Below are 23462 nucleotides of genomic sequence, written 5' to 3'. Positions count from 1 at the left end.
GAATGGGCTGCCGTCGGGGTAGTGTGGGCAGACTATTCAGTTCCCCTGGCAGGGGACGGTGCTGAGGCGGGGCACAATGGTGCAAGCACGGGATTGGACCGGATTCGAGGCGGTCGCCTTGCGGGGGCAATGCGACTGTCGGTACGCGAGTTCGCAGAGAAACTGGGCGTCGAGATCACCACGGTCGACAACTGGCGTAGTGGACTCGGCACGGTCAAACTGCGGAGCAAAACGCAGAGGATCCTCGATACGACCCTGCGCCTGCACGCCGACGAGCATGACCGAGCCAGGTTCGACGCGATCGTCGCCGCTGGCGAAGCCGCGTGGCGGGAGGCGCGCGACCGCCGTTCATCACCGACACGCGAGGCCGCTACCCCGATCCGGTCCACGCGCATCGAGGCTTTCGAGAGTCCCACCGACATCGTTCGCCGGATGCGCAAGCTCCACGACGACGCCGTGGACGAGCACGTTCTCTCCGCGCTGGAGATCGCACTACGCGACATCCTGGACCGGTATGAACTCGAGGGACCGATTCAGCTCGTTCCCGAAACCCTCGCCCTACGCCCCGAAGTGGACCTCCTCATCGAATCCTGCCGCCAGCCCCACTCCCTGGCGCGCCTGTATCCGCTCGCGGGTCAGATCTCGGGCGCCCTGGCATACATGGCGGTCAATCTCGGACGGTTCAGACATTCCGAGATCTATATCCAGGAAACCGTCGGACTTGCTCAATTCACACACGATCCCGAACTGATGGCCTGGATACGAGGGACCGAAAGCTTCTCCCACTACTATCAGGGAAACTTTCAGCAGGCCTCCGACGCAGCACGAGAAGGGATTCGCGCAGCAGCGGGAAATCAGCAGGCCATCCGACTGTATTCAAACGGGCTGGCACGCGCACTGGGCAAGCTCGGCGACTCCGACGGGGTGAAACGCGCCGTCGAGCAAGCTGTCGAACTCGGCGAAGCCAATCAAGCGCCGTCCGGACTCACCCCGGCGTTGTCATTCGAGCCCTACGGGGCGGCGCGAGTAATGGCCAACGCCGCAACCGCGCACCTGTCCGCCGGTGACTTCCAGGACACGCTCAATTACGGGCAACTTGTCTCCGAGCTGGTCGACACCTCGGATTCGGTGTGGAGCCAGGCCCTGGTACGGCTCGATGTCGCAACCGCCCTGGCGACGCAATCCAACAGAGACATCGAACAAGCGATGACGCTGGGCGTGCAAGCCCTCACCACTTCCCGGGACCAACCGATCCGTTCGGTGTGGCAGCGAGCTCACGACCTCGCCTCGACAGTGTCCTCGGTGGACACGCCCCCGGTCTCGGACTACATCGGTGAACTGCGTTCGTGGTCAACTGCCAACGTTGCCTCGGTACAAGACAGGCTCACTGTAGGGAAATGTGGCCTTCTCTTCCCACTCGTACGCGCTTTCTGTACGCCAAAGCCTCACCAGCTTGACATCCTTGACTGTCGTGGTCACCAGGGCCAAATCGCGAAGGCCAACAGTCCTCTCGACAATCGGCGCCACCGATTGGCGAGCCGCGCTGTAGGCGATACCGATGTGAGGCCGCATGTGCTCGATCGGCTTGACCGGGCCGAGGCCGGACTCGAACTCTTGCGCAGCACCGAGGCGCTTGACCAGGTCGAGAACAGGCGACCACGGCGCGACGGAGAACCGAATCGCTCCTGCCGAGCCCGCGAGCGGGCCTACCGCGAGCGGGCCTACCGCGAGCTCGAATCGATTCACCGCCTTCAGTGCGGCGTCCGCGTTCTCGACAACTCGCTCGATCGCGGAATCATCGACCGTATTGATGCTCCCGAATTTGAGAAGCGTCATGTGCAACGTTTCGACCGCCACCGGTCGCAATGGGAATGATTCGAGCGCGGCCTGACATGCTTTCGCAGTGGAGGCGAGGGCATTGTCGTCCCCGAAGGTCAGGTACCAGTAAAGATTCGAGGAGCCATGCGGCCACGGCTTCATCTCCCAATGGTCTTCCATCCGAGAAAGAGATGAGAACGCCGCCCAATCATTGCGCCGTATTTCGCGAGCATCATCCAATGAATCGGGCTGGCGGAGCGGAAATGGCTTGCTTTTCAAGGCTCTCCGTTGTGTACCTGAGTACGGGCATGGTCAGTGTATCCGAGGATGCGTACCTCCTCGCACGCTCAACTCTTGCCGAGCACCGCGCGTGGCCCTGATCGGACCAGGGAAGACTGCAGTCAATCAGATCGAGGGCAACTCTGCCTGAGTCCGATTGGGAGCGACACCGTCTAGCGTTGGCTCCCCGTCGGCACACTGTCGGTGTGCCCTCGGTGAAGAAGGCTGGGGAGAGAAGAGCCAGCGCCGACCACTAAGATCACCCCATGACCGACCACCGCGCGAGTCCATCGACCAGCGGTGAGTCACGATCGCTGGCGATGGCGCGACCGTACCTCGGCCGGACCGTCGAGCTGGTCATCGACCGCCCCTACGGCAGCCTCCACCCCGTCCACGGATTTCGCTACGAAGCCAACTATGGATATATCCCGGGTACCCGAGCTTCTGACGGCGAGGAACTCGACGCCTACTACCTCGGCCCCGAGGAGCCCCTCGACACCGCACACGGCGCCTGCATCGCCATCGTGCACCGCCTCGAAGACGACGACAAACTCATCGTCGTCCCAGCAGGAACCCACCTGGACAACGCCCAAATCGCCGCCGCGATCGCGTTCCAGGAGATTCCCGGCCGCTACCAGATCCTGCGCCGATAACTGCGATTCCTGCGGGAACCGTAACGTCGTTCAGGCCGATTTTCGCCGCGAACGCGCAGGTAGAGCCGCTTCCTGGGACGAACCGTCAGCAGACAAGGTCAGGGGAACCGGGGCGACACCGGATTTCAGCACGATCGGTTTCGCCTGCCACCGCCTCGGACTGCGCAGCACCGGTACTTCTACTCTCCCACGTTGACGGTGCGGTCTACGTGGGCCGGTGGGTGAATGTTGGTGGCGGCCCATGTGCCGAGCAGTGCCATGGCGTCGGCCGAGGGGGTCGCGGGGTGGACGGTGTAGAAATTGAGCACCAGGCCGGGATCTCCGGGCAGAGGCATGGTTTCGTAGTCGATGCCGATGTCACCGACGACGGGGTGGTGGAAGTTCTTGGTTCCCGTGTAGTGCAGGCGCACATTGTGTTTGGCCCAGCGGACCCGGAATTCCTCGCTGCGGGTCGACAGTTCACCAACGAGGTCGGAGATACCACGGTCATACGGGTCGCGTCCGGCGTCGGTGCGCAGCAGGTTGACCGCTCCGTCGGCCATGTGGTCCCAGTCGGGGTAGAAGTCGTGTGCGCGGGGGTCCAGGAAGCAGAACCGCACGAAGTTGACCGGTTTCGTGACATCGGGTGCCAGCGGGTCGGGGTAGAGCGGACTGTAGAAGGCGTAGCCGAGCCGGTTGGCCGCGACGAGATCGTGGCGAGCGTTGCGCACGAACGCGGGCCCGTCGTAGCTGTCGAGCAGTGCCTGCACACCCGGTCGGACCGCTTTGGTGGTGCGGCGGGGGCGGCGTTGTGGGCTGGTCAGGGCGTTGCGGTGCAGGTCGAACAGGTGTGAGCGTTCGGCGTCGTCGAGTTCGAGGGCGCGGGCGATGGCGTCGATGACCGATTCGGAGACGGTGTTGACCTTGCCGCGTTCGATCTGGGTGTAGTAGTCGACCGAGAGCCCGGCCAGGGTGGCGACCTCTTGTCGGCGCAGGCCGGGGACGCGGCGTTTGGCGGCGTCGTAGACCGGGAGCCCGACCTGGTCGGGGGTGATCTTGGCGCGGCGTGAGGCCAGGAACTGGCCGATCTCGGCGGCGCGGTTGCTCGACTCCATGCCATCGAGGCTAAGCCCCTGGCCAGGATGTATGCCAGGTGCTGTGAGAGGGGTGCTGGCAGCACCCCCCTGATCTTCACCTCCCACAACTCGGTGTCGAGGCGTTGCATGGTTGCAGAGCCGACAGGAGACACCTGATGCGAGTACTCACCACGCTGATCGCGCTGACCACCATCGCGGCGGTGGCGACGGTCACCGCCTGCACCACCGACCCACCCGCACCGGCATCGATCACCTCGACCACCGAGCTGACACCGACGTCACCGGCACAGGAGGCCACCTTCATGCAGATCCGGCTCACGGTCGGCGGCGGCGAAGCCACTGCCCGCCTCTACAACAACCCCACCGCCCGTGACTTCGCCACCTTGCTGCCGCTGACCCTCGATGTCCACGACCTCGGCGGCCGGGAGAAGGCCGGCACGTTGCCACGCGCCCTCGCCGAGGGCCAAGGCCGAGCCGAGTACCGGGCAGGCCAGCTCGGCTACTGGGCACCCAGTCACGACCTGGCCGTCTACTACCTCGAAGACGGATTCCGCGTCCCCTCCCCCGGGATCGTGATGATCGGCGAGATCGAGACCGGCCTCGACGCGATCACCGCCGACAACGCCACCACCCTCACCATCACGGCCGCCTGACCACCCTGCCGCGAAAGGACACTTCGTGAATCCCACCTACGACTTCACCGGACAGGTCGCCTTCGTCACCGGCGCCGCCTCCGGCATGGGCCTGGCCACCGCCGCTGCGTTCGCTCGCGCCGGTGCCGCGGTGACTCTCACCGATGTCGACGACGCTGCCCTCGCCACCGCCGGTGCCGAGCTGCGCGCGGCCGGACACCAGGTTCTCACGGTGCGCTGCGATGTCTCCGACGAAGACCAGGTCGCCGGTGCCGTCACTGCGACCGTCGAGAAGTTCGGGCGACTGGACCTCGCCTACAACAACGCGGGCATCCAGTCTCCGACCGTGGACGCCGCCGATGAACCAGGCGAGGTATTCGACCGGGTCACCGGTATCAACCTGCGCGGAGTGTGGGCGTGCATGAAACACGAACTCGCCCAGATGCGCGAACAGGGCTCCGGGGCGATCGTGAACTGCTCCTCACTCGGCGGGCTGGTCGGGCTGCCCGGGCGTGCGGCCTACCACGGGGCCAAACACGGGGTCATCGGCCTGACCCGTTCGGCGGCCCTGGAATACGCGCCACGCGGTATCCGGATCAACGCCATCTGCCCCGGCACCATCGAAACCCCGATGGTCACCAAGATGTTCGACTCCGGTGACCTCGACCCCGCCCAAGTCGCCGCCGACGCACCCATCGGGCGCCTGGGCACCGCCCAGGAGATGGCAGAGGCCGTGTTGTGGCTGTGTAGCCCCGGCGCCTCCTACGTCGTCGGCGTCGCCCTGCCCGTCGACGGTGGCTACACCGCCCGCTGATACCTCTTCATACCCACCGAAAGGACACCATTCCATGCGTGGAGTAGTCATGTATGCACCCGGCGATGTGCGCGTCGTCGACCGCGAAGACCCCAAGATCATCGAACCCACCGACGCGATCATCCGGCTCACCGCCACCTGTGTCTGCGGCTCGGACCTGTGGCCCTACCGAGGCATCGAACCGGTCGACCACACCCTCATGGGCCACGAATACGTCGGCGTGATCGAAGAAGTCGGTGGCGACGTGCGCACCCTGAAGGTGGGCGACTTCGTCGTGGGCTCGTTCTGCATCTCCGACAACACCTGCGAGATCTGCCGCGCCGGATTCCAGTCCCGTTGCGTGCACGGCTCGTTCGTCGCCGGAGCCATCGGCACACAGTCCGAACTGGCCCGCATCCCCTTCGCCGACGGCACCCTCGTCGCCACCCCGGCCATGCCCGAACCCGAACTGACCCCGTCGCTGCTGGCGGCCTCCGATGTGCTGGGCACCGGCTGGTTCGCCGCCGATGCCGCGGCGGCCGGGCCCGGAAAGACCATCGCCGTCGTCGGCGACGGCGCGGTCGGGCTGATGGGCGTGCTCGCGGCGAAACAGCTCGGCGCCGAACGCATCATCGCGATGTCGCGGCACGCCGACCGCCAAGCCCTCGCCCGGGAGTTCGGTGCCACCGACATCGTCGAAACCCGTGGCGAGGAAGGCGTCTCCGCGATCAAAGACCTCACCAACGGCCTCGGCGCGCACGGTGTCATCGAGGCCGTCGGCACCCAGGAATCGATGATGCAGGCCATCGACTCCACCCGACCCGGCGGCCACGTCGGTTACGTCGGTGTCGCCCACGACGGTGTCGCTCTGCCCGCCGACCGGCTCTTCTTCGCCGAGGTCCACCTCCTCGGCGGTCCCGCCCCCGTGCGCCGGTTCCTGCCCGACCTCATCGACCGCATCTGGAACGGCAGCATCGACCCCGGCAAGGTCTTCGACCTCACCCTGCCGCTGGACCAGGCCGCCGAGGGCTACCAGGCGATGGACGAACGCCGCGCCATCAAAACCCTTCTCACCCTTTGACTTCTCCGAACACCCGCACCAGGAGTACCCCATGAACACCACACCGCGCCGCCATCTCCGGCACTGGGCCCGCATCACCGGCGCCGCGATCGCCACACTCGCCGTCCTTGCCGCCTCGGCCTGTTCCGGCACCGATACCACCACCTCGGCCGCGCCGGTCACCCCGATCGCGGGCCTGGCCTCAGGCGACCTCTCCAATGGGGCGGACAACTTCTACACCAGCGACCAGGTCACCACGACCCCTGTGACGTTCAAGAACCAGTACCAGATGGACGTCACCGGAAACCTGTTCGTCCCCAAGAACCTCGCCCCCGACACCCGCGCCGCCGCGATGGTCGTCGGGCACCCGATGGGCGCGGTCAAGGAACAATCCGCCAATCTCTACGCCACCAGGATGGCCGAACAGGGCTTCGTCACCCTCGCCCTGGACACTGCCTTCTGGGGCGGCAGCGACGGCAACCCCCGCAACGCCGTAGCCCCCGATATCTACACCGAAACCTTCTCCGCCGGCGTCGATTACCTGCGAACCCTCGACACCGTCGACCCGGAACGCATCGGCGCTCTCGGCATCTGCGGCAGCGGCAGCTTCGTCATCTCCGCCGCCAAGATCGACCCCCGCATCAAGGCCGTCGCCACCGTCAGCATGTACGACATGGGCGCGGCCAACCGCGACGGGCTGGGCCACTCCGTCACCGCTGAGCAGCGCCAGCAGATCATCGCCCAGGCCGCCGCGCAACGCGACATCGAATTCGGTGGCGGGCCGATCGAATACACCGGCGGCACCGTCCATGAGCTGACCGCCGACTCCACCCCGATCGAGCGCGAGTTCTACGACTTCTACCGCACCCGGCGCGGCGCCGTCACTCCCGAAGGCGCCACCGCCGACACCACCACCCACCCCACCCTGTCCAGCAACACCAAGTTCATGAACTTCTACCCGTTCAACGACATCGAGACCATCTCCCCACGCCCGATGCTGTTCATCACCGGCGAGAACGCCCACTCCCGCGAATTCAGCGAAGAGGCATATCGCCTCGCCGGAGACCGCAAAGAACTCGTGATCGTTCCCGGCGCCGGACATGTCGACCTCTACGACCGCACCGAACTCATCCCCTTCGACAAGCTCACCGCCTTCTACACCCAGAACCTGGCCTGACCTCCCCAGCGGCGTTCACCCTGCATGCTGGGCCAGGACCCGACACCCACAACGAAAGGACGAGCAATGACTCAGAAGCAGAACACCGGCTGGACCGGTTGGCCCACGCGATGAGCACCAAAGGATTCGACCAGATCTTCCCGGCCGGAGAGCCCAACGACGCCTACGCGCAATACTTCATCGGCCAGAGCTACAACGCCCCGTTGACCGCAGGAAGCGTGCCCGTCGCCAACATCACCTTCGAGCCCGGCTGCCGCAACAACTGGCACGTCCACCACGGCGCCGACGGTGGCGGCGACCAGATCCTGCTGTGCACGGCCGGGTCCGGCTGGTACCAGGCCGAAGGCGAGGAACCGGTCAGCATGGAGCCGGGAACGACCATCCGCGTCCCGGCGGGCACCAAGCACTGGCACGGCGCGAAGGCCGACTCGTGGTTCTCCCACCTGGCCTTCATCACCCCGGGCACCGACGTCAGCAACGAATGGCTCGAGCCGGTCACCGACGAGGTCTACAGCAAGCTGCCCACGACGAACGGAGACAACGCATGACCATCCTGACCGAGACCTACACCCTGTCCAACGGTGTCGAGATCCCGAAGCTTGGCCTGGGCACCTGGTTCATCGACGACGACTCCGCTGCAGACGCGGTCGAGGCGGCGATCGAGATCGGCTACCGCAACATCGACACCGCGCAGGCATACGGCAACGAGCGCGGGGTCGGCGAAGGAGTCCGCGGCAGCGGCATCGCGCGCGAGCAGCTGTTCGTGTCCACCAAACTCGCCGCCGAGATCAAGGACTACGACCGAGCCACCACAGCGATCGACGCATCGCTGACCACCCTCGGCCTGGACCACGTCGATCTGATGCTGATCCACAGCCCCCAGCCGTGGAACGACTTCCGCGGCGGGGACTACGCCGAGGGCAACCGTGAGGCATGGCGCGCGCTCGAAAACGCCTACCAGGCCGACAAGATCCGTGCGATCGGCGTCTCCAACTTCGAGCAGCACGACCTCGACAACATCCTCGCCACCTGCACGATCACCCCGCAGGTCAACCAGCTCCTCGTCCACGCGGGCAACACCCCGACCGAGCTGATCGCCTACTGCCAGGACAACAACATCCTCGTCGAGGCGTACTCACCCATCGCGCACGGGGAAATCCTGAACAACCCCGACGTCGCGGCGATGGCCGACCGCTACGGGGTGAGCGTCCCGCAGCTCTGTATCCGCTACACCCTGCAACTGGGAACCGTCTCCCTGCCCAAGACCGCCAACCCCGATCACATGCGCAGCAACGCCCAACTCGACTTCGATATCACCGACGCCGACATGGGCATCCTCGGTGATCTGCGCGCCCGCGACTACGGCGAACACAGCGTCTTCCCCGTCTACAGCGGAAAGTAGCCCACCACAGTGCGCATGCGGTGCCTCGTCGATCGGGTGAGAAAAGGATGGTGACAGAGCTGGCTGATGAAATCCGGCGCAACCTGCGCTGCGAACGTGTTCCCATCTTCGATGTGCCCGCCGAGGGCGCCAACCTACGACCAGCCGGAGCTCAGACGGTTCGAACCGATCAGCGAGTGCCGCCGCCCAGCGGTTTCCCGGATCCTCAGCGACGCATGATCCATCGTTCGAGGCGCTGCAACGGGCGCGACGGAGGAACTCCGGCCCGCCATGACGCCGGTCACGCCGAGGCGCTTGTCGATTCGGCGTCGACGGAGGCCGACCGGATCTCCTGCGCGACGCGATGACCGGATTCGGCGGCGCCATCGATGTAACCGGCCCAGCGCGTGGCTGTTTCGGTTCCGGCCCAGTGCAGCGGGCCGATGGCCGGTCGCAAGGTGTGCCCGAACCGCGTGAGAGTGCCCGGTGTTGCGAAGGCCCCGTAACAGCCGCGGCTGTATTCCTCTTCGGCCCAGTCCTTCTCGATGTAGTCGATCGGTGTGCGGGCGCGGGGGCCGAAATAGCCGGCGAGGTCGTCGAGGACCCGCGCGCGTCGGTCGGCCGGACTCAGCCGCGAGCCGGTGTCGGCGTGGCGACCCTCCAGGAATCCGACGAGGACGCCGGGCGAGCCGTCGGGCGGGGTGTTGTCGAAGACGACCCCGAGCGGTCGGTGGTCGCTGACGGCCTGCCCGCTCCAGCCCTCGGAGCGCCAGAACGGTTCGTCGTAGACAACATTGATCTTGATGACGCGTCCCATCGGCATGCGTTGGACGAGCTGGTCGCGATCGCCGGGCAGGCCGGGGCTGAACCGGATGCGCGCGACCAGCGGTGGCGGCACCGCGATCACCGCCCGCCGGGCGCGGACGACGGTCGCACCGGCGCGCACGCGCACGCCGGAGTCGTCCCAGTCGATCTCGGTCACGGGACTGCCGAGGACGATCCGGTCGCCGAGCTGTTCGGCCAATGCCAGCGCGATGGCCTGTGTGCCGCCGACCACCCGATCCTGCTGGGCTCCGCCGACCACTCCGATCATGGAGTCGACTCCCCCGCCCCCGCCCAGGTAGAAGCTCGCCCACAACGCCGACATGTCCTCCGGGCCCGCGGAGAACACGGCCTCGGTGACGAGCTTGAAGAACGCTCGCCCATCCGCGGTGTGGGTGGCTCGGCGCAACCAGGTGTCGAAGGTCTGCGCATCCAGCGCCTCGGCTCCCTCTGCGCGCCACGGATCGGTCCGGGTCACCCGACGCCCCAGACGGTCCAGCCGCAGTTGGGCTTGGGCGATGTCGAGCAGGGCCAGCGGGTTCAGCTTGGGGATCCGGCCGGTGAATTCCGAGCGACCGTCGCCGAGTTCGGCGATGTGACGACCGGCATGGTGCGTGGGGTGAGTCTTCAGGCCCAGGTCGCGGATCAACGCCATGGCCAGATGCTGGGTCGGGCCGACCCACTGTCCACCGACCTCGATGGGCGCACCGCCGGGGAGCTCGGCGTTGAGCAAACGCCCACCCACCCGGTCACGGGCTTCCAGAACCAGCACATCATGACCGGTCTGCGCCAGGTCGCGGGCGGCGACGAGACCGGCCACGCCCGCGCCGATGACGACCACGTCCACTGATCTACCCATCTCGATCCTCCACGTTCATGCGGCACGAATCCGACATACACGTTGTATGTGGTAAACGTACCGCATGGAGTCACTGCGTGACAAGCACATCGAAGACACCCGACGGACTCTCCTCGACACCGGCGCGCGACTGTTCGCCGAGCGGGAGTACACCGAGTTGTCCGCCGAGGAGCTGGTGCGCGCCGCCGGACTCACCCGCGGAGCGCTCTACCACCACTTCGACGGCAAGAAGGGCCTGTTCGAAGCGGTCCTCGACGAGCTAGAGGAGCGGGCAGCGCACCGCATCCGGTCAGCCATCGACGCCCACTCGGACCCGTTCGACCGAGTCGAGGCCGGCCTCGAAGCCTTTCTGGACGTCTGCGCCGAGCCCGAATACCGCCACATCGTGCTGCTCCAAGGCCCGATCGCGCTGGGCTGGCGCCGCTGGCGCGAGGTCGACCAGCGCCACCTCGGCAGCCTCGTCGTCGAGGGAGCACGCAGGGTGCTCGAATCCGGCGAAGTGCAGCCGCACCCGCCCGAACTCCTCGCCAGCGCCTTCTACGGCGCACTGACCGAGATGTCGCTGACCATCGCCGAGGCCGAGGACACCGCGACCGGGCGCACCCAGGCCGCCGCGCTGGCACGCGCCCTGCTCAGAGGCCTGGCCGTCGACCGTCCCATCACCTGACGCGCACCCAGCCCGCACCCTCGACCAGCCGGTTCTGAACGAAACACTTCTCGACCGACCGCAGCCCACCACCCCGCGCCACGTCCCCGCCAGATCAGCCAGTGGAGCCCGCCCCGTCGTCAGCACATACACCACTCCGGCGGTGAACAGGGCACCGAACAACGCAGTGGGATAGGTCTTTCGCGGATTCTCCACCTCCTCGGCCAGATTGACCGAGGTCTTGAATCCGACGAAGGAGTAGAGCGCCAGAACCGTGCCGGCCGGGACTGCTCCGAGCGGCCCGTGGACGAGCCGGTCAGGCTCGGCGTCGCCGCGCACCATCACCCATGCGCCGACACCAGTGCCTGTAGGTAGTCACCGGCGAAGGCACGGGCCAACGCTCCCACCGACACGATGCCTGCTGCGAGCATGCAGAAGCCGACGAACGAACCGGCGGCGGCCCGAAGGCGGCGGTGAGGGCAGCCAGCCCGAGCGCCGTCGACAGCGGCGGCCACACCGTGCCACCGGATTCGCCGGCGATGTTGCCGATCAGGACATACACCCGGCGCCGAGGACGTCACCGAGGATGAAGAAGAACAGCAGCGGTGTGCTCACCGCCCGCTTCAACGCCCCCGGCGCCTGGGTGGACATCGTCGGTCAGGCGCCGCGGCGGCCGGTGACCAGTCCGACCAGGAACAGCAAGATCACCGCGCCGCCGAGGCAGGTGAAGAAGCTGAACCACAGGCCGCCGCCCTCGACGTCGACATCGAACAATTTCAGCAGGAATCCGCCCAGGACGCCGCCGATGACCCCGACCACGATGTTGAGCAGGATGCCCTGCTGGGCGTCGGTCTTCATGATCTTGCTGGCGATCCATCCCGCCAAACCACCGATGATGATCCAACCGAGGATTCCGAGTCCCAGCATCGTATTTCTCCTGTTCGTCCGGGCAGCCGGCACCTTGGGTGTGCCGCGCTCGGCGAGCGCATACCCGGGTTCGCCATCGAGCAATCAACCGCCGCGGTTTCCCTCGGGCACGTCGGGGACGTGCCCGCCGACGACCGTCCCGGATGATCGATCGCTGACGCGGCCGGGCAACGGGACCTCAGAGGATGGGGCGGCCGCCGGTGACCGCGAGCCGGGCACCGGAGATGTAGCTGCCGTCGTCGGCTGCCAGCAGAACATAGGCGGCCGCCAGCTCGGCGGGTTGGCCCGCGCGGCCCAGCGGGGTGTTCTCACCGAAGCTCGCCACCTTCTGCGGCGGCATGGTCGACGGGATCAACGGCGGCCAGGTCGGGCCGGGCGCCACGCTGTTCACGCGAATTCCCTTCTCGCCCAGCATCTGTGCGAGACTGGCGGACAGGTTCGCGATGGCGGCCTTGGTCGCCGCGTAAGGCGCCAGCGTCGGATTGGGCATGTCGGAATTGACCGATGAGCTCCCGATGATCGAGGAACCGGGCCGCATGTGCGGGACCGCGGCCCGCGCGAGATGAAAGTAGGCCCCCACGTTCAGCGCGAAGGTGTACGCGAACTCCTCGTCGCTGATCTCGGACAGATCCTCGTGCGTCATCTGATACGCCGCGTTGCTCACCAGGACATCGATGGTTCCGAATTCCTGGACCGCCCGGTCGATGACCGCCCGACAGTGCGCGGGCTCGGACAGGTCGCCCGGCACCAGGATCGCGCGCCGACCGGCCTCACGCACCCACTCCGCCACCTCCTCGGCGTCGGAATGCTCGTCGAGGTAGGAGATGAGCACGTCGGCGCCTTCGCGGGCGAAGGCGATCGCCACCGCCCGGCCGATCCCGCTGTCGGCGCCGGTGATGACCGCGGTCTTGCCCGTCAGCTTTCCCGAGCCACGGTAGCTGTGCTCACCACAGTCCGGGATCGGCGTCATCTGGGACTGGAAACCCGGCACCTTCTGCTGCTGTTCGGGAAATCCCATATCGAAGCCCTTCCTTTCGATGATCTGTTCGAGGCGGTCGAAGCGGGTGGTGGCGGTCATCCGGCTTGTGCAGGGGACGGCCGGTGGGCGCGGGGCACCGCGACTTCAGTCGGAGCCGCGTCCGGCCGGCGATCAGCGTTCTCGTCGATGCAGTTCGTCGCGCTCCGATCATCGACAACCGATGGGTTCGCCATACCCCTCCTCCCGCTGGATACACAGCGGAACCGAATCCGATCCAGGCACGAGGCCGGGTCGTGATCGGAGGCCGGCGAACTGTTTAGGACCGCTATGCCGCGGTACGGCCAGAGTGCGACCCGACCGGCCGCAGCACCCCAGCTTCTACCTCGAGGAGGAGGTCATGGTCTCCAAGGACACCGTCGCGCAATTGCGGCAGACCACCGGCACAGTTCCGATGGCATCGACCGGCTCCGGCTACGAAACGCTCGATCACCCGAGGAGTCCTCGATGCCCGATCTGACGACCAGCGTGGTCCGAACCGCTTTCGGGGCCGCGGCCGGAATCCGGCACGCCCGCGTCTTCCATCCGCACGGCCTCCTGCTCACCGGGCGATTCCGGGCCACCCCGGCCTTCACGCCGTGGTTCGGCACCGGAGATCGGGCGGCCATCGCCCGGCTGTCGAAAGGACTCGGCAGTCCGGCCGGGGCACCCGATGTTCTCGGACTGGCCTTCCGGGTGCTCGACCGCGATCATCGCCCGTGGGACTTCGCGTTGGCCACCACCGGGCGTGGTCCGCTCTCCCGGTTGGTCGTGACCCCGGCACGAGGGTGGGCCAGTGCCCGGTTCGGCAGCCTGCTCCCCTATCGCTTCGCCGATTCGGCACCGCTGTGGTTGTTCGCCGATCCGCTCGATGTCCCCGAACTGCCCGCGGTGGCGTCGTTACCGGCCCTCGACACCGTGCTCGACGACCATCCGCTTCGATTCGACCTCGTCGCCGACGGACTCAGCGGCTCGTCCGAGGCGGTCGGTGAACTGGATCTGCGCCGAGCCGAGCCCGGCGAGCACCGCACCGACTTCTTCGACCCGATGCTCAATAGGCCGACCGAGGTGGCGATGGTGCCCGCGCTGGTGTCACGGATCCGGGAGACCGCCTACGCGGGCAGCCGACGTGGGCGCGGCGAGGACGGCGCACGTTCGTAGGACACCTCCCGGCGGCGCCCGGTCGGGTAGGTCGCTCGATTTCGGGTAGGCGCCACCCAGACCCCGACGGAATCGAAGCATCAGGAGGCAGCCATGAAAGCAGTGACCTGACAAGGCAGACGGAAGGTGTCGGTCGACACCGTGCCCGACCCGATCGTGGTGGTGCCCTTCCAGATCAGCTGCGGTCACTGCGTCATGTGCGACGAGGGCTTGACCACCCAGTGCGAGACCACACAGGTTCACGAACAGGGAAGTGGTGCAGCGCTTTTCGGATACTCCAAACTCTACGGCGAGGTGCCCGGCGGCCAGGCCGAGTATCTGCGGGTTCCGCATGCCGACTTCACCCACATCAAGGTCCCGCACGGCCCCGATGACACCCGCTTCCTCTATCTGTCCGACGTCCTGCCCACGGCATGGCAGGCCGTCGAGTACGCCGCGGTGCCGGAGGGAGGGGCTGTGACCGTGCTGGGTCTGGGCCCCATCGGCGACATGTGCGCGCGCATCGCCACGCATCGCGGGCTACGCGTCTTCGGCGTGGACCGGGTCCCGGAACGATTGCGGCGCACCGCCGAGCGCGGGGTGCACACCGTCGACCTGAATGCCTCGGCGGCCACCGTCACCCAGACCATCCGGGATGCCAACCGACGGGCGCGGAACCGACGCCGTCATCGACGCGGTCGGCATGGAGGCACACGGATCACCGATCGCCTCGACCGCCCAGCGCGCCACCGCCCTGCTCCCCGACGCGGTCGCGGCGAAGATCGTCGACACCGCCGGAGTCGACCGCCTGGCAGCGCTGAACATGGCCGTCGACATCGTGCGCCGCGGCGGAACCATCTCTCTGGTCGGGGTCTACGGCGGCATGCTCGACCCGCTGCCGCTGCGGGTGTTGTTCGACAAGCAGATCCAAGTGCGTATGGGCCAGGCCAACGTCAAGCACTGGGCCGATGACATCTTGCCCCTGCTCACCGACGACGACCCGCTCGGCGTGGACACCTTCGCCACCCACCATCTCCCGCTGGCCTCGGCACCCGCCGCCTACGACATGTTCCAGCACAAGACCGACGGCGCGATCAAGATCGTCCTCAACCCGGCACGAGCGAACTGAGCGGTGAGGTCGTCGCCGCTGTAGCGCCGGGTGCCGCCGGTGCTGCGTTCGGGGCGTGAGCAGGCCGTGTTGCCCGTAAAGGCGCAGGGTCTGGACCCCGACACCGGCCAGTTCGGCTGCCACCGGGATCGCTTACACCGCCCGAGCGCTCGCATCATCTCGTCCGACAACCTTTCGAGGGGGACCCCGCTGACGCCGACGTGGCGCGCGGCCTGTTTGGCCGCGAGGAAGCAGGGAATGCGCAGTTGTGCCAACCGATCACCCATAGCAGGTCGCAGTACCGCCGACGTGTGGAGACTGCACAGGGGAGAACAACACCATGCAGACGTTCGCAGTCCACGCCACACCGCATCCACAAGGACAGCGCCGAACTGTCCAGCAACTCGGCGGTCTACGACGACCATCTGATCCTGCAACTGCGCGATACCCCGCTGCGTGAATTGTGCACCCGCGCAGCCGGACTCTCCGCCCGGTCGTTGGTCCGGCTGGACGCCATGGCTGAAACCTTGCGCCGAACCGAGGGTCTCGAACCGGGCACGCTGACTTCGCACCGATGCCATGAGGCTCATCCAGGCCGACCGACGACGGCCCACACCCGAGTAGGCGAACCTCGACACCCGCGCCGCCGTAGCAATTCAAGCTGTCACCGCACGGCGCTCTGCGACTCGACCGCGCACTCGAGCCACACCCATTTCCAAATTCCTGATTGGTCGATTAAAATTCTGAGCATGCGGTCAGTACGTGCGGAGCCGAGCTTCATCGAGTTGGCGCGCCGACGCCAGCTAGTGGACGCCGCGATCGAGACGATCGCGGAGGTGGGGCTGGCGAGCGCGTCGAACGCCGCGATCGCGGCGCGGGCGCAGGTGAGCCCCGGACTGATCAACTACCACTTCGGTTCCCGGCAGGGACTGATCGATCAGATGCGCTCGACGATCCAGCAGCGAGTCGACGAAGCGATGCAGCCCGTCGAAGAGGACGGCAGCTACGTCTCAGCGCTGGAAGGAATGCTGCGGCGGTTCGCCTCGTACTGCCTCGACAACCTGCCGGCGATGCTCGTGTTGACCCAGTTCACGCGCCACCACCAGGCGGGTGGGCAGACCGGGGACGCCGAGCGGGCCGCGGGCTTGGCGGAACTGCGCTCGTTCATCGTCGAAGGGCAACGCTGCGGCGAGTTCCGGTCGACAGATGCACGGCTCGTCGCCTCGGTGCTGATGAACGCGATGACGGACCTGCCACGGGAGATCCGCGACCGCGGCGCCACCGACCGGGCGGTGTTCGAACGCGACTGGCCGATCCTGTTCGTCGACGGCATCGCTGTGGCACGAGAGCGGGACAGCGATCATGGTGACGGGTAGGGGCGGTCTGGGCGCGAGGGCGGACGGGCGGCCCCGGCCCTCATCCGCGACAGCGGGACCGGTCTTGGTGTTGTTCGTGCTCGCACCGCTGATCGGTGAAGTCGTCGGGGCGGCATTTCGATTCAGCTATCTCGCCCAGCCGCTGCGGGCCGTCGCGATCCTCTGCTTCTACGGCGCGGGCGTGCTGTTGGTCCGGGAGGTAGTGCAACGCCGGGGCCTCAACGGGTGGGGGCTGTTGATGCTCGCCGCCGCCTTCGCTGTACTCGAGGAAGGGCTCGGGCTACAGACGATCTTCAATCCGCAAGGCATGGACGGCGAAACCGTCTACGGGCGAGCCTTCGAGGTGAACTGGCTGTGGGCGGTCGTGGTCACCGGGTACCACGCGGTGTGGAGCATCGTCATACCGATCATGTTGACGCACTTGGCCTTTCCCGCCGAGAGACACACCACCTGGCTGTCGCGTTCGATGCTGACCGTCTTCGCGGGTGTTTTCGCCCTCGGGTTCGCGGTGTTCGTGTTCATCTCGCTCGTTCGGTCCGAGTTCCGCCTGTCCGCCGCGCAGATCATCGGCGGTGTCGCGGCGGTGATCATCCTGGTGTTGTCGGCCTCCAGGTGCCGGCGACCATGGGCCACCACGTCGACGAAGCAGTGCCCCGGTCCCGCGACCGTCGGCTGGGTCGGGTTCGGTGCGGGACTGGCGTGGCTGATGCTGTATCTGGTCGCGTTCATCGGCACCCCGGCACCGTTCGTGGTGTGGACACTCGCCGCACTGGTCTTCGCCGCGGCCCTCGCCGCCACTCTGCGCCGGTGGGTGACGCGACCGGGCTGGAGTCCACGGCATCAACTCAACAGCTGTCTCGGCGCCGTGCTGGCCTTGTGGTTGTTCGGTCTCTTCCTCGTCGCCAACGGTGGACGGACCGACGACGTCGTGTTCCACTTCGTCGTTCTCGCCGCCTCGATCGTCGGCTACCTGTGGCTTCGCAGACGAACCTGACCCACATCGAAGTCGAGTTCGGCAGGCAGCGTACCTCCCGACCCCGCGCTCCGGCGTACGACCGGCGCGGTGCGAAAACCCTTCAGCGGCGCCGTCGTTGACCGATCCCCCAGATCCCCAGTGCTGCCGAGAGCAGCACATGCAGTGCGACGATACTGCCGACAGGCAGGGGTCCGCCGTACTCGGCGGCCAACGACGGCAGCCAAGCCAGTGCAACCAGGCCGGCACAGATCAGGACACCGGACAACACCACCGCCGGTACGCCCAGCGGCTCCAACTCCCCCTCGTCGGCTCCCTCGCTGCCCAGTTTCCACGACGGCACAGCTCCCCGCACGGTGTCATCCTCTGAACGCCGATGTCCCGTCGTCATCGTCATGTGGTGTTCCTCCCGCCGCAGCCGCACTCTGGAACCGACCCTCCGGGTGAAGGCCGAATCGCCACCGACCTGGCGATACCCGTTCACTTCGGGCCCAATCACCCACAGCCCATCGGACAGCTCCCGACTATCGCGATAGCTGAATTGCCCGTCGATCACGTCACTCGACACACAGACGCCGTCCCGCCGGCGCGGCCAATTCTGCGCCTTGCTGGATCAGCGCTTCCGGTCCGTCTTGACCTGTATATGAGTTGAGGTTCTAGCGTGGCGTCCAGTTGATCGTCACGAGAGAGGACCTGCTGATGATTCTGGTCACCGGAGCCACCGGCAACATCGGACGCTCGTTGCTGAAGGAGTTGCGCGCGTTCGGCACCGAGCCGATCAGGGCGCTCACCCGTGACGCTGCCGGAGCCGCATTCCCGGACGGGGTCGAAGCGGTCCGGGGCGATCTGGCCGACATCTCCACGCTGACGGCCGCGCTGGACGGGGTGCGGTCGATGTTTCTCGTGCCGCGGCTCGGACCGGATGCCGAGATCATCGACCTCGCTCGCCGGGCCGGTGTCGAGCATGTTGTGCTGGTGTCGTCGATCACCGTGCAGACCCACCCTCACCTCGGTCCCGCTGCCGAGAACGCGGCGGTCGAGAAGCTTCTCGAGGCCAGTGGAATGGACTGGACGATCCTGCGGCCGACGCAGTTCGCGTCCAATGCCCTGATGTGGGCATCGACTATTCGATCGGGTCAGCCCGTTCGGGTGCCGTATGCCGCCACCGGGCTCCCCACGATTCATCCCGCTGACATCGCGTCGGTGGTTCGGGTCGCACTGACCGAGCCCGGCCACCGAGGGCAGCGGTATGCGCTGACCGGTCCCGCACCGGTCAGCGCGCGCCACCAGGTCGCAACCATCGCCGGCCTGCTCGACCGGGACATCGAGTTCACCGAGATCACCCGAGAGGATGCCCGGCCGGACATGGTCGCGGTCTTCGGCGAAGACGCCGCCGACGCCGTCCTGGACGTGACCGGCGGCGACGTCAACGACGCGCTGCTACGGGTGCGCGACACCGTCGCGCGGGTGACGGGATCGGAGGCCAGGACCTTCGCGCAATGGGCTCAGGAGAACATCGACGCTTTCCGTTGATATGCCGGCGGCGTGGAAATACGAATGGTCCATCGCCCGATCCCCTGCTCCTCGAGGATTCGACCGGTTCCTGACTACCGTTCGCGTGAGGTCCCCGCGACGACATCGGCGGCACCTGGCATGTGACCACCTATCCCTGTGTGGCGGTGGATACTCCGTCGATCTGCTACGCCTTCTTCTACGAGCCGCCCAACCTGGACGCAAACGGGAGCGCCTTCGTGCCGACTCTGACCGCCCACCGGTTGAGCAGGACCGCAGACACCGGCTATTCGGTACGGTTGTCGAGTTCACGCTGAAGGTCGGCGTTGACGCGCTGCGCCTCGGCGAGCTGATCCTCGAGGATCACGATCCGACACGATGCCTCGATCGCGTTTCCGGCATCGACGAGTTCGCGCACACGGGCCGCGATCCGCAATTGGTAGCGGGAGTAGCGGCGGTGCCCACCCGCCGACCGTTGCGGGGTCAGCAACTGGGCGGCATCGAGGCCACGCAGGAACGCCTGGGTGACGCCGAGGATCTCCGCGGCGCGGCCCATGCTGTAGGCCGGGTAGGTGTCGTCGTCGAGTTTGTCCGCGGCGCTGGCGCCGTCGGCGGGGTCGATGTTCGGGTGCTGCACGAGGCCTCTCGGATTCAACGCCGGAAGGCCCCGGCGCGCTGGGCGCCGGGGCCTGAATGTACGGACTGAGGAATTGATTTCACTTGCGTTCACCGGCCGTAGGGGCCGGTCTGAGACAACGCATCCGACAATTCTCGGGATGCAGGACTGGTAAATGACTCCTCAGTGGCCACCACCTCCAAAGATCGTCGGTCATCCTGACTTCGTCGTCCCCTCCGGCGGTCCGGCCAACTGCACCGGATTCTCGTCTCCGCCGGAGAGGACGGTCGAACTCGATACTCCGGGCAGTTCACCTGCCCGGCCATCTGATCTCTCAATCGGGAACAACAGTGACTGTATACCCCCTCATCAATGATGTCTATACTCGCCGATGAAGATTTACTCCATCAGCGAATGACTGCTGTCGAGCGGCGCACCCGTGACCACGCCGTCCATGACCTCGGTCCACCACGTGTCGAGAGGACTGGGATCGGGCCAGCAGATCACGGCCGGATCGCCGATCGCCGCGGGATCGGCCGGGTCGGTGACGTATTCGATGGACATACGTTCTCCTCGCAACAGGCAAACGGGGATGGTTCAGGCTGCGTGGCGGCCGCGGCAGGCCATCCAGCGCGGCCACGGCACCGGCCGCGACCCGGCCGACGGCAGCATCGGGCTGGGCTCGCCGGTCTTGCTGATGGGTGCGCCGTAGGTCAAGACCTGGACAGCTTCGGGTCCACGGCTGGTGTCGGTCACGGTGAAGACCACGCGTTGTCCGGCATGAAGGGTTTTGTAGCCGGGAGAATCGATAGCGGTGTAGTCGCAGAACACCGTGGACCCGCCGCGATCAGGGGTCAAGAACCCGAACCCCTTCTCTGCGTCGAACCAGGCGACGCGGCCGGGCTGCCAGGATCGCGATGCGGTGGCCGCGTGCTGGTGCGGGTCCTGATGGGCGGGATGCTCAGTAGGCGAGGCAGAAGAAGTCGTCGTCGGCACAGGGAACACTCCATGCTTGGTCGATACGGTCGGCCGGATCGGCGGTGTCGAGGCCACGCTCGAGTTCACCGGCCTCCACGGCGGTGACGTCGAGGCCCAGTTCTCGGTCGGCGTCGAAGACGAAGATCTCCTGGTCGACGCGATCAGCCTGCGAGGCTGTCGGCAGAACGGTCATCGGGTCCTCCTCGAAACAGCTGCCGGACGGGATGGGGTAGCCGGTGGCCGGACCGGTCGGCCCGGCCACCGGCGCCGAAAGGAGTCGAACTCAGTTCATCAGAAGAGTCGCTTGCGAAGCCGTCGATACGCATCACCACACTTTCGACGCTCGATCTCGTCCTGAACTCGTGGTGGCTCGATGGTCGAGGTCGGTCAGGCGTTGATGGCTGCCGGTTCGTGGTCGCGGCTGATCTCGATCTTGCGAGGCTTGGCCTTCTCGGCCACCGGGATCGACAACCGCAGAACCCCGTCGCGGTAATCGGCGCGAATCCGGTCGGTATCGAGACTCTCACCCAGGAACAACTGACGACTGAACACCCCGCGCGGGCGCTCCGCGGCGATCATCGACCGATTCGCGTCCAAGCCGGGCCGCGACGCGCGCACGGTCACCACATTGCGTTCCACATCCAAGTCCAGGGAATCGGGGTCGATCCCGGGCAGATCGAACTCGACGACGAACTCGTCACCATCACGCCAGGCATCCATCGGCATCGCCGCCGGTCGTGCCGCTGTGCCGAACGCCTGCTGGGTCCACCGGTCCAGGTCCCGGAAGGGATCGGTGCGCATCAACATGGTCGCCACCTCCAACTCACTCCAATCTCGATAGGATGTTGATCAGATAACCTGTGTCACCTGACATAGATATTATTTAGCACTCGACCTAGGAGAGTGCAAGCATCCGTACGAAGTAATCTGATGACCACAGACAGGAATCGAGGTGAGGACCAAATGGTCACCCCACACGACGGCATGCCCTCACCCGCTCGGGCGGTGTATGCGATCTCGGTGGCAGCCGAACTGGCCGGTGTCGGGGTCCAGACCCTGCGCCTCTACGAGCAACACGGCCTGCTCACGCCCGAACGCAGCACCGGCGGTACCCGGCGCTACAGCGGCGACGACCTCACCCGCCTCCACCGCATCACCACCCTCACCGGCGAAGGGATCAATCTGGCCGCGGTGGCCCGGATCCTCGAACTCGAGGACACCGTGACCGCCCTGCGCGCCGAACGCGACCGGCTCCGCGCCGAGACGAAATAGTCCTCCGCACACGCGCTACCAGCTGATGGCGGCTCAGCCCTCGACATCTCGACGGCCGTCAGCTGCTTCAGTAGCTCATCCCCGATCGTGCAGGGAGCACACGCGGCCAGACCCCGCTTGCAAGCGGCTCCGCCGCGTACCCGCTGACGCGAATCCGGCTTTGAACCAATCGATTCGACGATCCCCGCCCGCCTCAGGAGTCCATCCGTCAGGGCCTCACTACAGATCGTAGAACCGTCAGGCTCAGAGCTATCCGAGATGTAGCGACGTTTGCCGTGTGAGCTGGTGTGCGTATTGGTCGAGTCCCCCTCCGGACACCAGTGCTAACTCCACAACGGAGATGCCAACTGCCACTTGAGCCCCAGGTACGCCAAGCGAACCTCGGGCTCGAGTGCGTTATGCAGTTCTTTCCGATCGGAATTCGTCCCCATCCCGCGCGTGGAATGCGACGAGGTCACTCACCGGCCAGACATCCAAACGGCGGAACCACAGCGCGGCTGCTCAGTCCGGCAAGTAGCGGATCGGGACGGCACGCTCGATCCCCGCCGCTTCGAGTTCCGCCAGGGTGAACACCCGCTCGGCGCGCTCGCCTAGCAGCCCACGCAACAGAAGATCCAACACCGTCCGGTGTTTGGTCCGCGACATCTCCACCACCGTGCGCAGCTCGATCGCGAGCTCTTCGTGCGCTTCCCCGATCCCCAGCGCCCTCAGCTGTGCGAGCAGCCCTCCCGCTTCGAGATAGCCATCCCACGGGCTCGAGGTGCGCCGCAACGAATGGACCGTGTTGAGCAGCAGGACATGCACGTACTGGGTCGGACCCCGGCTCACGGTTTCGCGTGAGGTCGGAAGTCGCAAGTCGAACAATCCGCAGAGTCCGTCGAAGTACTCGCGGCGTTGGTGCGCCATCCACCGCGGGTCGACTTCGTCGGTCACCACATCGACATACGCATCACGCAATTCACCGACCCCGAATCGCGTCGGCGGATCCGGCACCAGGCTCTCATAGTCATCCACGGGCAACACAGCACCATTCTGGCGGCATCACCCCGACCGCGAGAGTTGAACGAGGACCGAAGGCCGGATCCCGCTACAGTCTTGGCTTCACCTCCACTGAATGAGCTTCTTCCCGCGGACCGCTTCGACAGGAAGTTGGCCCACGGATCATGGATGGGACCTGATGTCGGTGTCGAGGACTGGTTCAGGGGTCTGGCGAACACGAGGTGGAAGCCGAACGTGGTCCAGCGCTCGGCCCAGCTATCCGGTCGGCGGCTGACACATCACACGATGCCGCGCTCGCGTGCCGCCACGGCGAGCTTGTGCGATCACGGAGCGACCAGGGGGAAGGAACG

25 protein-coding genes and 2 pseudogenes are annotated in these 23462 nt (G+C 66.3%); 14 read left to right on the top strand and 13 right to left on the bottom strand.

The window, feature by feature from the left end:
- Positions 1-1350: 1350 nt before the first annotated feature.
- Positions 1351-1836 carry a 2'-5' RNA ligase family protein gene (locus ACFC06_RS02465; RefSeq protein ID WP_375935153.1) on the bottom strand — a complete coding sequence of 162 codons (486 nt, stop codon included), beginning with the start codon at positions 1834-1836 and terminating at the stop codon, positions 1351-1353.
- A gap of 527 nt (positions 1837-2363) precedes the next feature.
- On the opposite strand from ACFC06_RS02465, the gene ACFC06_RS02460 reads away from it, so the two are divergent.
- Complete coding sequence (locus ACFC06_RS02460) at positions 2364-2750, top strand: inorganic diphosphatase (protein WP_375927024.1); 387 nt, start codon at positions 2364-2366, stop codon at positions 2748-2750.
- A 179-nt stretch (positions 2751-2929) separates the two neighbouring features.
- Here ACFC06_RS02460 and ACFC06_RS02455 read toward each other — a convergent pair whose 3' ends face one another.
- Positions 2930-3844, bottom strand: a complete 915-nt coding sequence (locus tag ACFC06_RS02455) for a helix-turn-helix transcriptional regulator (RefSeq protein WP_375927021.1) — start codon at positions 3842-3844, stop codon at positions 2930-2932.
- Between the two features lie 137 nt (positions 3845-3981).
- On the opposite strand from ACFC06_RS02455, the gene ACFC06_RS02450 reads away from it, so the two are divergent.
- From ACFC06_RS02450 to ACFC06_RS02425, 6 genes are all read left to right on the top strand, one after another.
- Positions 3982-4479, top strand: coding sequence for a cyclophilin-like fold protein (locus tag ACFC06_RS02450; RefSeq protein ID WP_375927018.1), 498 nt, complete (start codon positions 3982-3984; stop codon positions 4477-4479).
- A gap of 25 nt (positions 4480-4504) precedes the next feature.
- Positions 4505-5272, top strand: coding sequence for an SDR family NAD(P)-dependent oxidoreductase (locus ACFC06_RS02445; RefSeq protein ID WP_375927015.1), 768 nt, complete (start codon positions 4505-4507; stop codon positions 5270-5272).
- A gap of 34 nt (positions 5273-5306) precedes the next feature.
- Positions 5307-6332: a zinc-dependent alcohol dehydrogenase family protein gene (locus ACFC06_RS02440; RefSeq protein WP_375927012.1), complete on the top strand. Its 1026-nt coding sequence runs from the start codon at positions 5307-5309 to the stop codon at positions 6330-6332.
- A 31-nt stretch (positions 6333-6363) separates the two neighbouring features.
- Positions 6364-7488 (top strand): alpha/beta hydrolase, encoded by a 1125-nt coding sequence (locus tag ACFC06_RS02435; protein WP_375927009.1) that lies wholly within the window; start codon positions 6364-6366, stop codon positions 7486-7488.
- Positions 7489-7598: 110 nt separating this feature from the next.
- Complete coding sequence (locus ACFC06_RS02430) at positions 7599-8036, top strand: cupin domain-containing protein (RefSeq protein WP_375927006.1); 438 nt, start codon at positions 7599-7601, stop codon at positions 8034-8036.
- The gene (locus ACFC06_RS02425) at positions 8033-8890 is read left to right on the top strand and encodes an aldo/keto reductase (protein WP_375927004.1); all 858 of its coding nucleotides are present in this window, start codon (positions 8033-8035) and stop codon (positions 8888-8890) included. The genes ACFC06_RS02430 and ACFC06_RS02425 overlap by 4 nt, the downstream gene beginning before the upstream one ends.
- Before the next feature lie 280 nt (positions 8891-9170).
- On the opposite strand, the gene ACFC06_RS02420 is transcribed toward ACFC06_RS02425, so the two are convergent.
- Complete coding sequence (locus tag ACFC06_RS02420) at positions 9171-10550, bottom strand: flavin monoamine oxidase family protein (protein ID WP_375927001.1); 1380 nt, start codon at positions 10548-10550, stop codon at positions 9171-9173.
- Positions 10551-10614: 64 nt separating this feature from the next.
- Between ACFC06_RS02420 and ACFC06_RS02415 the strand changes: the two genes are divergently transcribed.
- Positions 10615-11217 (top strand): TetR/AcrR family transcriptional regulator, encoded by a 603-nt coding sequence (locus ACFC06_RS02415; protein WP_375926998.1) that lies wholly within the window; start codon positions 10615-10617, stop codon positions 11215-11217.
- Positions 11218-11337: 120 nt separating this feature from the next.
- On the opposite strand, the pseudogene ACFC06_RS02410 reads toward ACFC06_RS02415, so the two are convergent.
- The 3 genes and pseudogenes from ACFC06_RS02410 to ACFC06_RS02400 all read right to left on the bottom strand — a co-directional run.
- Positions 11338-11847: pseudogene (locus ACFC06_RS02410) on the bottom strand (amino acid permease); the annotation flags it as partial.
- 6 nt (positions 11848-11853) lie between these two features.
- Positions 11854-12123, bottom strand: a complete 270-nt coding sequence (locus tag ACFC06_RS02405; protein WP_375926995.1) for a GlsB/YeaQ/YmgE family stress response membrane protein — start codon at positions 12121-12123, stop codon at positions 11854-11856.
- 178 nt (positions 12124-12301) lie between these two features.
- Positions 12302-13141, bottom strand: coding sequence for an SDR family oxidoreductase (locus ACFC06_RS02400; protein ID WP_375935150.1), 840 nt, complete (start codon positions 13139-13141; stop codon positions 12302-12304).
- 465 nt (positions 13142-13606) lie between these two features.
- On the opposite strand from ACFC06_RS02400, the gene ACFC06_RS02395 reads away from it, so the two are divergent.
- From ACFC06_RS02395 to ACFC06_RS02380, 4 genes and pseudogenes are all read left to right on the top strand, one after another.
- Positions 13607-14299 carry a phosphodiesterase gene (locus tag ACFC06_RS02395; protein ID WP_375926992.1) on the top strand — a complete coding sequence of 231 codons (693 nt, stop codon included), beginning with the start codon at positions 13607-13609 and terminating at the stop codon, positions 14297-14299.
- Between the two features lie 156 nt (positions 14300-14455).
- Positions 14456-15407 (top strand): annotated as a pseudogene (locus ACFC06_RS02390) (zinc-binding dehydrogenase); the annotation flags it as partial.
- Between the two features lie 728 nt (positions 15408-16135).
- Positions 16136-16762 (top strand): TetR/AcrR family transcriptional regulator, encoded by a 627-nt coding sequence (locus ACFC06_RS02385; protein ID WP_375926989.1) that lies wholly within the window; start codon positions 16136-16138, stop codon positions 16760-16762.
- Positions 16763-16838: 76 nt separating this feature from the next.
- Positions 16839-17756, top strand: a complete 918-nt coding sequence (locus tag ACFC06_RS02380) for a hypothetical protein (protein WP_375926986.1) — start codon at positions 16839-16841, stop codon at positions 17754-17756.
- Positions 17757-17838: 82 nt separating this feature from the next.
- On the opposite strand, the gene ACFC06_RS02375 is transcribed toward ACFC06_RS02380, so the two are convergent.
- On the bottom strand, positions 17839-18303 hold the full coding sequence (locus ACFC06_RS02375; RefSeq protein WP_375926984.1) for a hypothetical protein: 465 nt from the start codon (positions 18301-18303) through the stop codon (positions 17839-17841).
- Between the two features lie 131 nt (positions 18304-18434).
- On the opposite strand from ACFC06_RS02375, the gene ACFC06_RS02370 reads away from it, so the two are divergent.
- A complete protein-coding gene (locus ACFC06_RS02370) occupies positions 18435-19268 on the top strand; it encodes an NAD(P)H-binding protein (RefSeq protein ID WP_375926981.1) in 834 nt (277 codons plus the stop codon).
- A 265-nt stretch (positions 19269-19533) separates the two neighbouring features.
- Here the strand turns inward: ACFC06_RS02370 and ACFC06_RS02365 are convergent, their stop codons facing one another.
- From ACFC06_RS02365 to ACFC06_RS02345, 5 genes are all read right to left on the bottom strand, one after another.
- Positions 19534-19884, bottom strand: a complete 351-nt coding sequence (locus ACFC06_RS02365; RefSeq protein ID WP_375926978.1) for a MerR family transcriptional regulator — start codon at positions 19882-19884, stop codon at positions 19534-19536.
- Positions 19885-20262: 378 nt separating this feature from the next.
- Positions 20263-20427 (bottom strand): hypothetical protein, encoded by a 165-nt coding sequence (locus ACFC06_RS02360; RefSeq protein WP_375926975.1) that lies wholly within the window; start codon positions 20425-20427, stop codon positions 20263-20265.
- Between the two features lie 33 nt (positions 20428-20460).
- Entirely contained in the window at positions 20461-20859 is a 399-nt protein-coding gene (locus ACFC06_RS02355) for a cold-shock protein (RefSeq protein ID WP_375926972.1), read from the bottom strand.
- Positions 20825-21034, bottom strand: coding sequence for a hypothetical protein (locus ACFC06_RS02350; RefSeq protein ID WP_375926969.1), 210 nt, complete (start codon positions 21032-21034; stop codon positions 20825-20827). Before ACFC06_RS02350 ends, ACFC06_RS02355 begins: the two co-directional genes overlap by 35 nt.
- A 194-nt stretch (positions 21035-21228) precedes the next feature.
- Complete coding sequence (locus ACFC06_RS02345; protein ID WP_375935148.1) at positions 21229-21648, bottom strand: Hsp20/alpha crystallin family protein; 420 nt, start codon at positions 21646-21648, stop codon at positions 21229-21231.
- 156 nt (positions 21649-21804) lie between these two features.
- Here ACFC06_RS02345 and ACFC06_RS02340 point away from each other — a divergent pair, with 156 nt between their 5' ends.
- Positions 21805-22113: a MerR family transcriptional regulator gene (locus ACFC06_RS02340; RefSeq protein WP_375926966.1), complete on the top strand. Its 309-nt coding sequence runs from the start codon at positions 21805-21807 to the stop codon at positions 22111-22113.
- Positions 22114-22614: 501 nt separating this feature from the next.
- Here ACFC06_RS02340 and ACFC06_RS02335 read toward each other — a convergent pair.
- Entirely contained in the window at positions 22615-23127 is a 513-nt protein-coding gene (locus tag ACFC06_RS02335; RefSeq protein WP_375926963.1) for a hypothetical protein, read from the bottom strand.
- Positions 23128-23462: the final 335 nt, after the last annotated feature.

The organism is Nocardia sp. NPDC056064, assembly GCF_042266925.1.
Taxonomy (GTDB): Bacteria; Actinomycetota; Actinomycetes; order Mycobacteriales; family Mycobacteriaceae; genus Nocardia.
The sequence above is the reverse complement of the archived record's forward strand: the minus strand, read 5'-3'. Positions and strand labels throughout refer to the sequence as shown.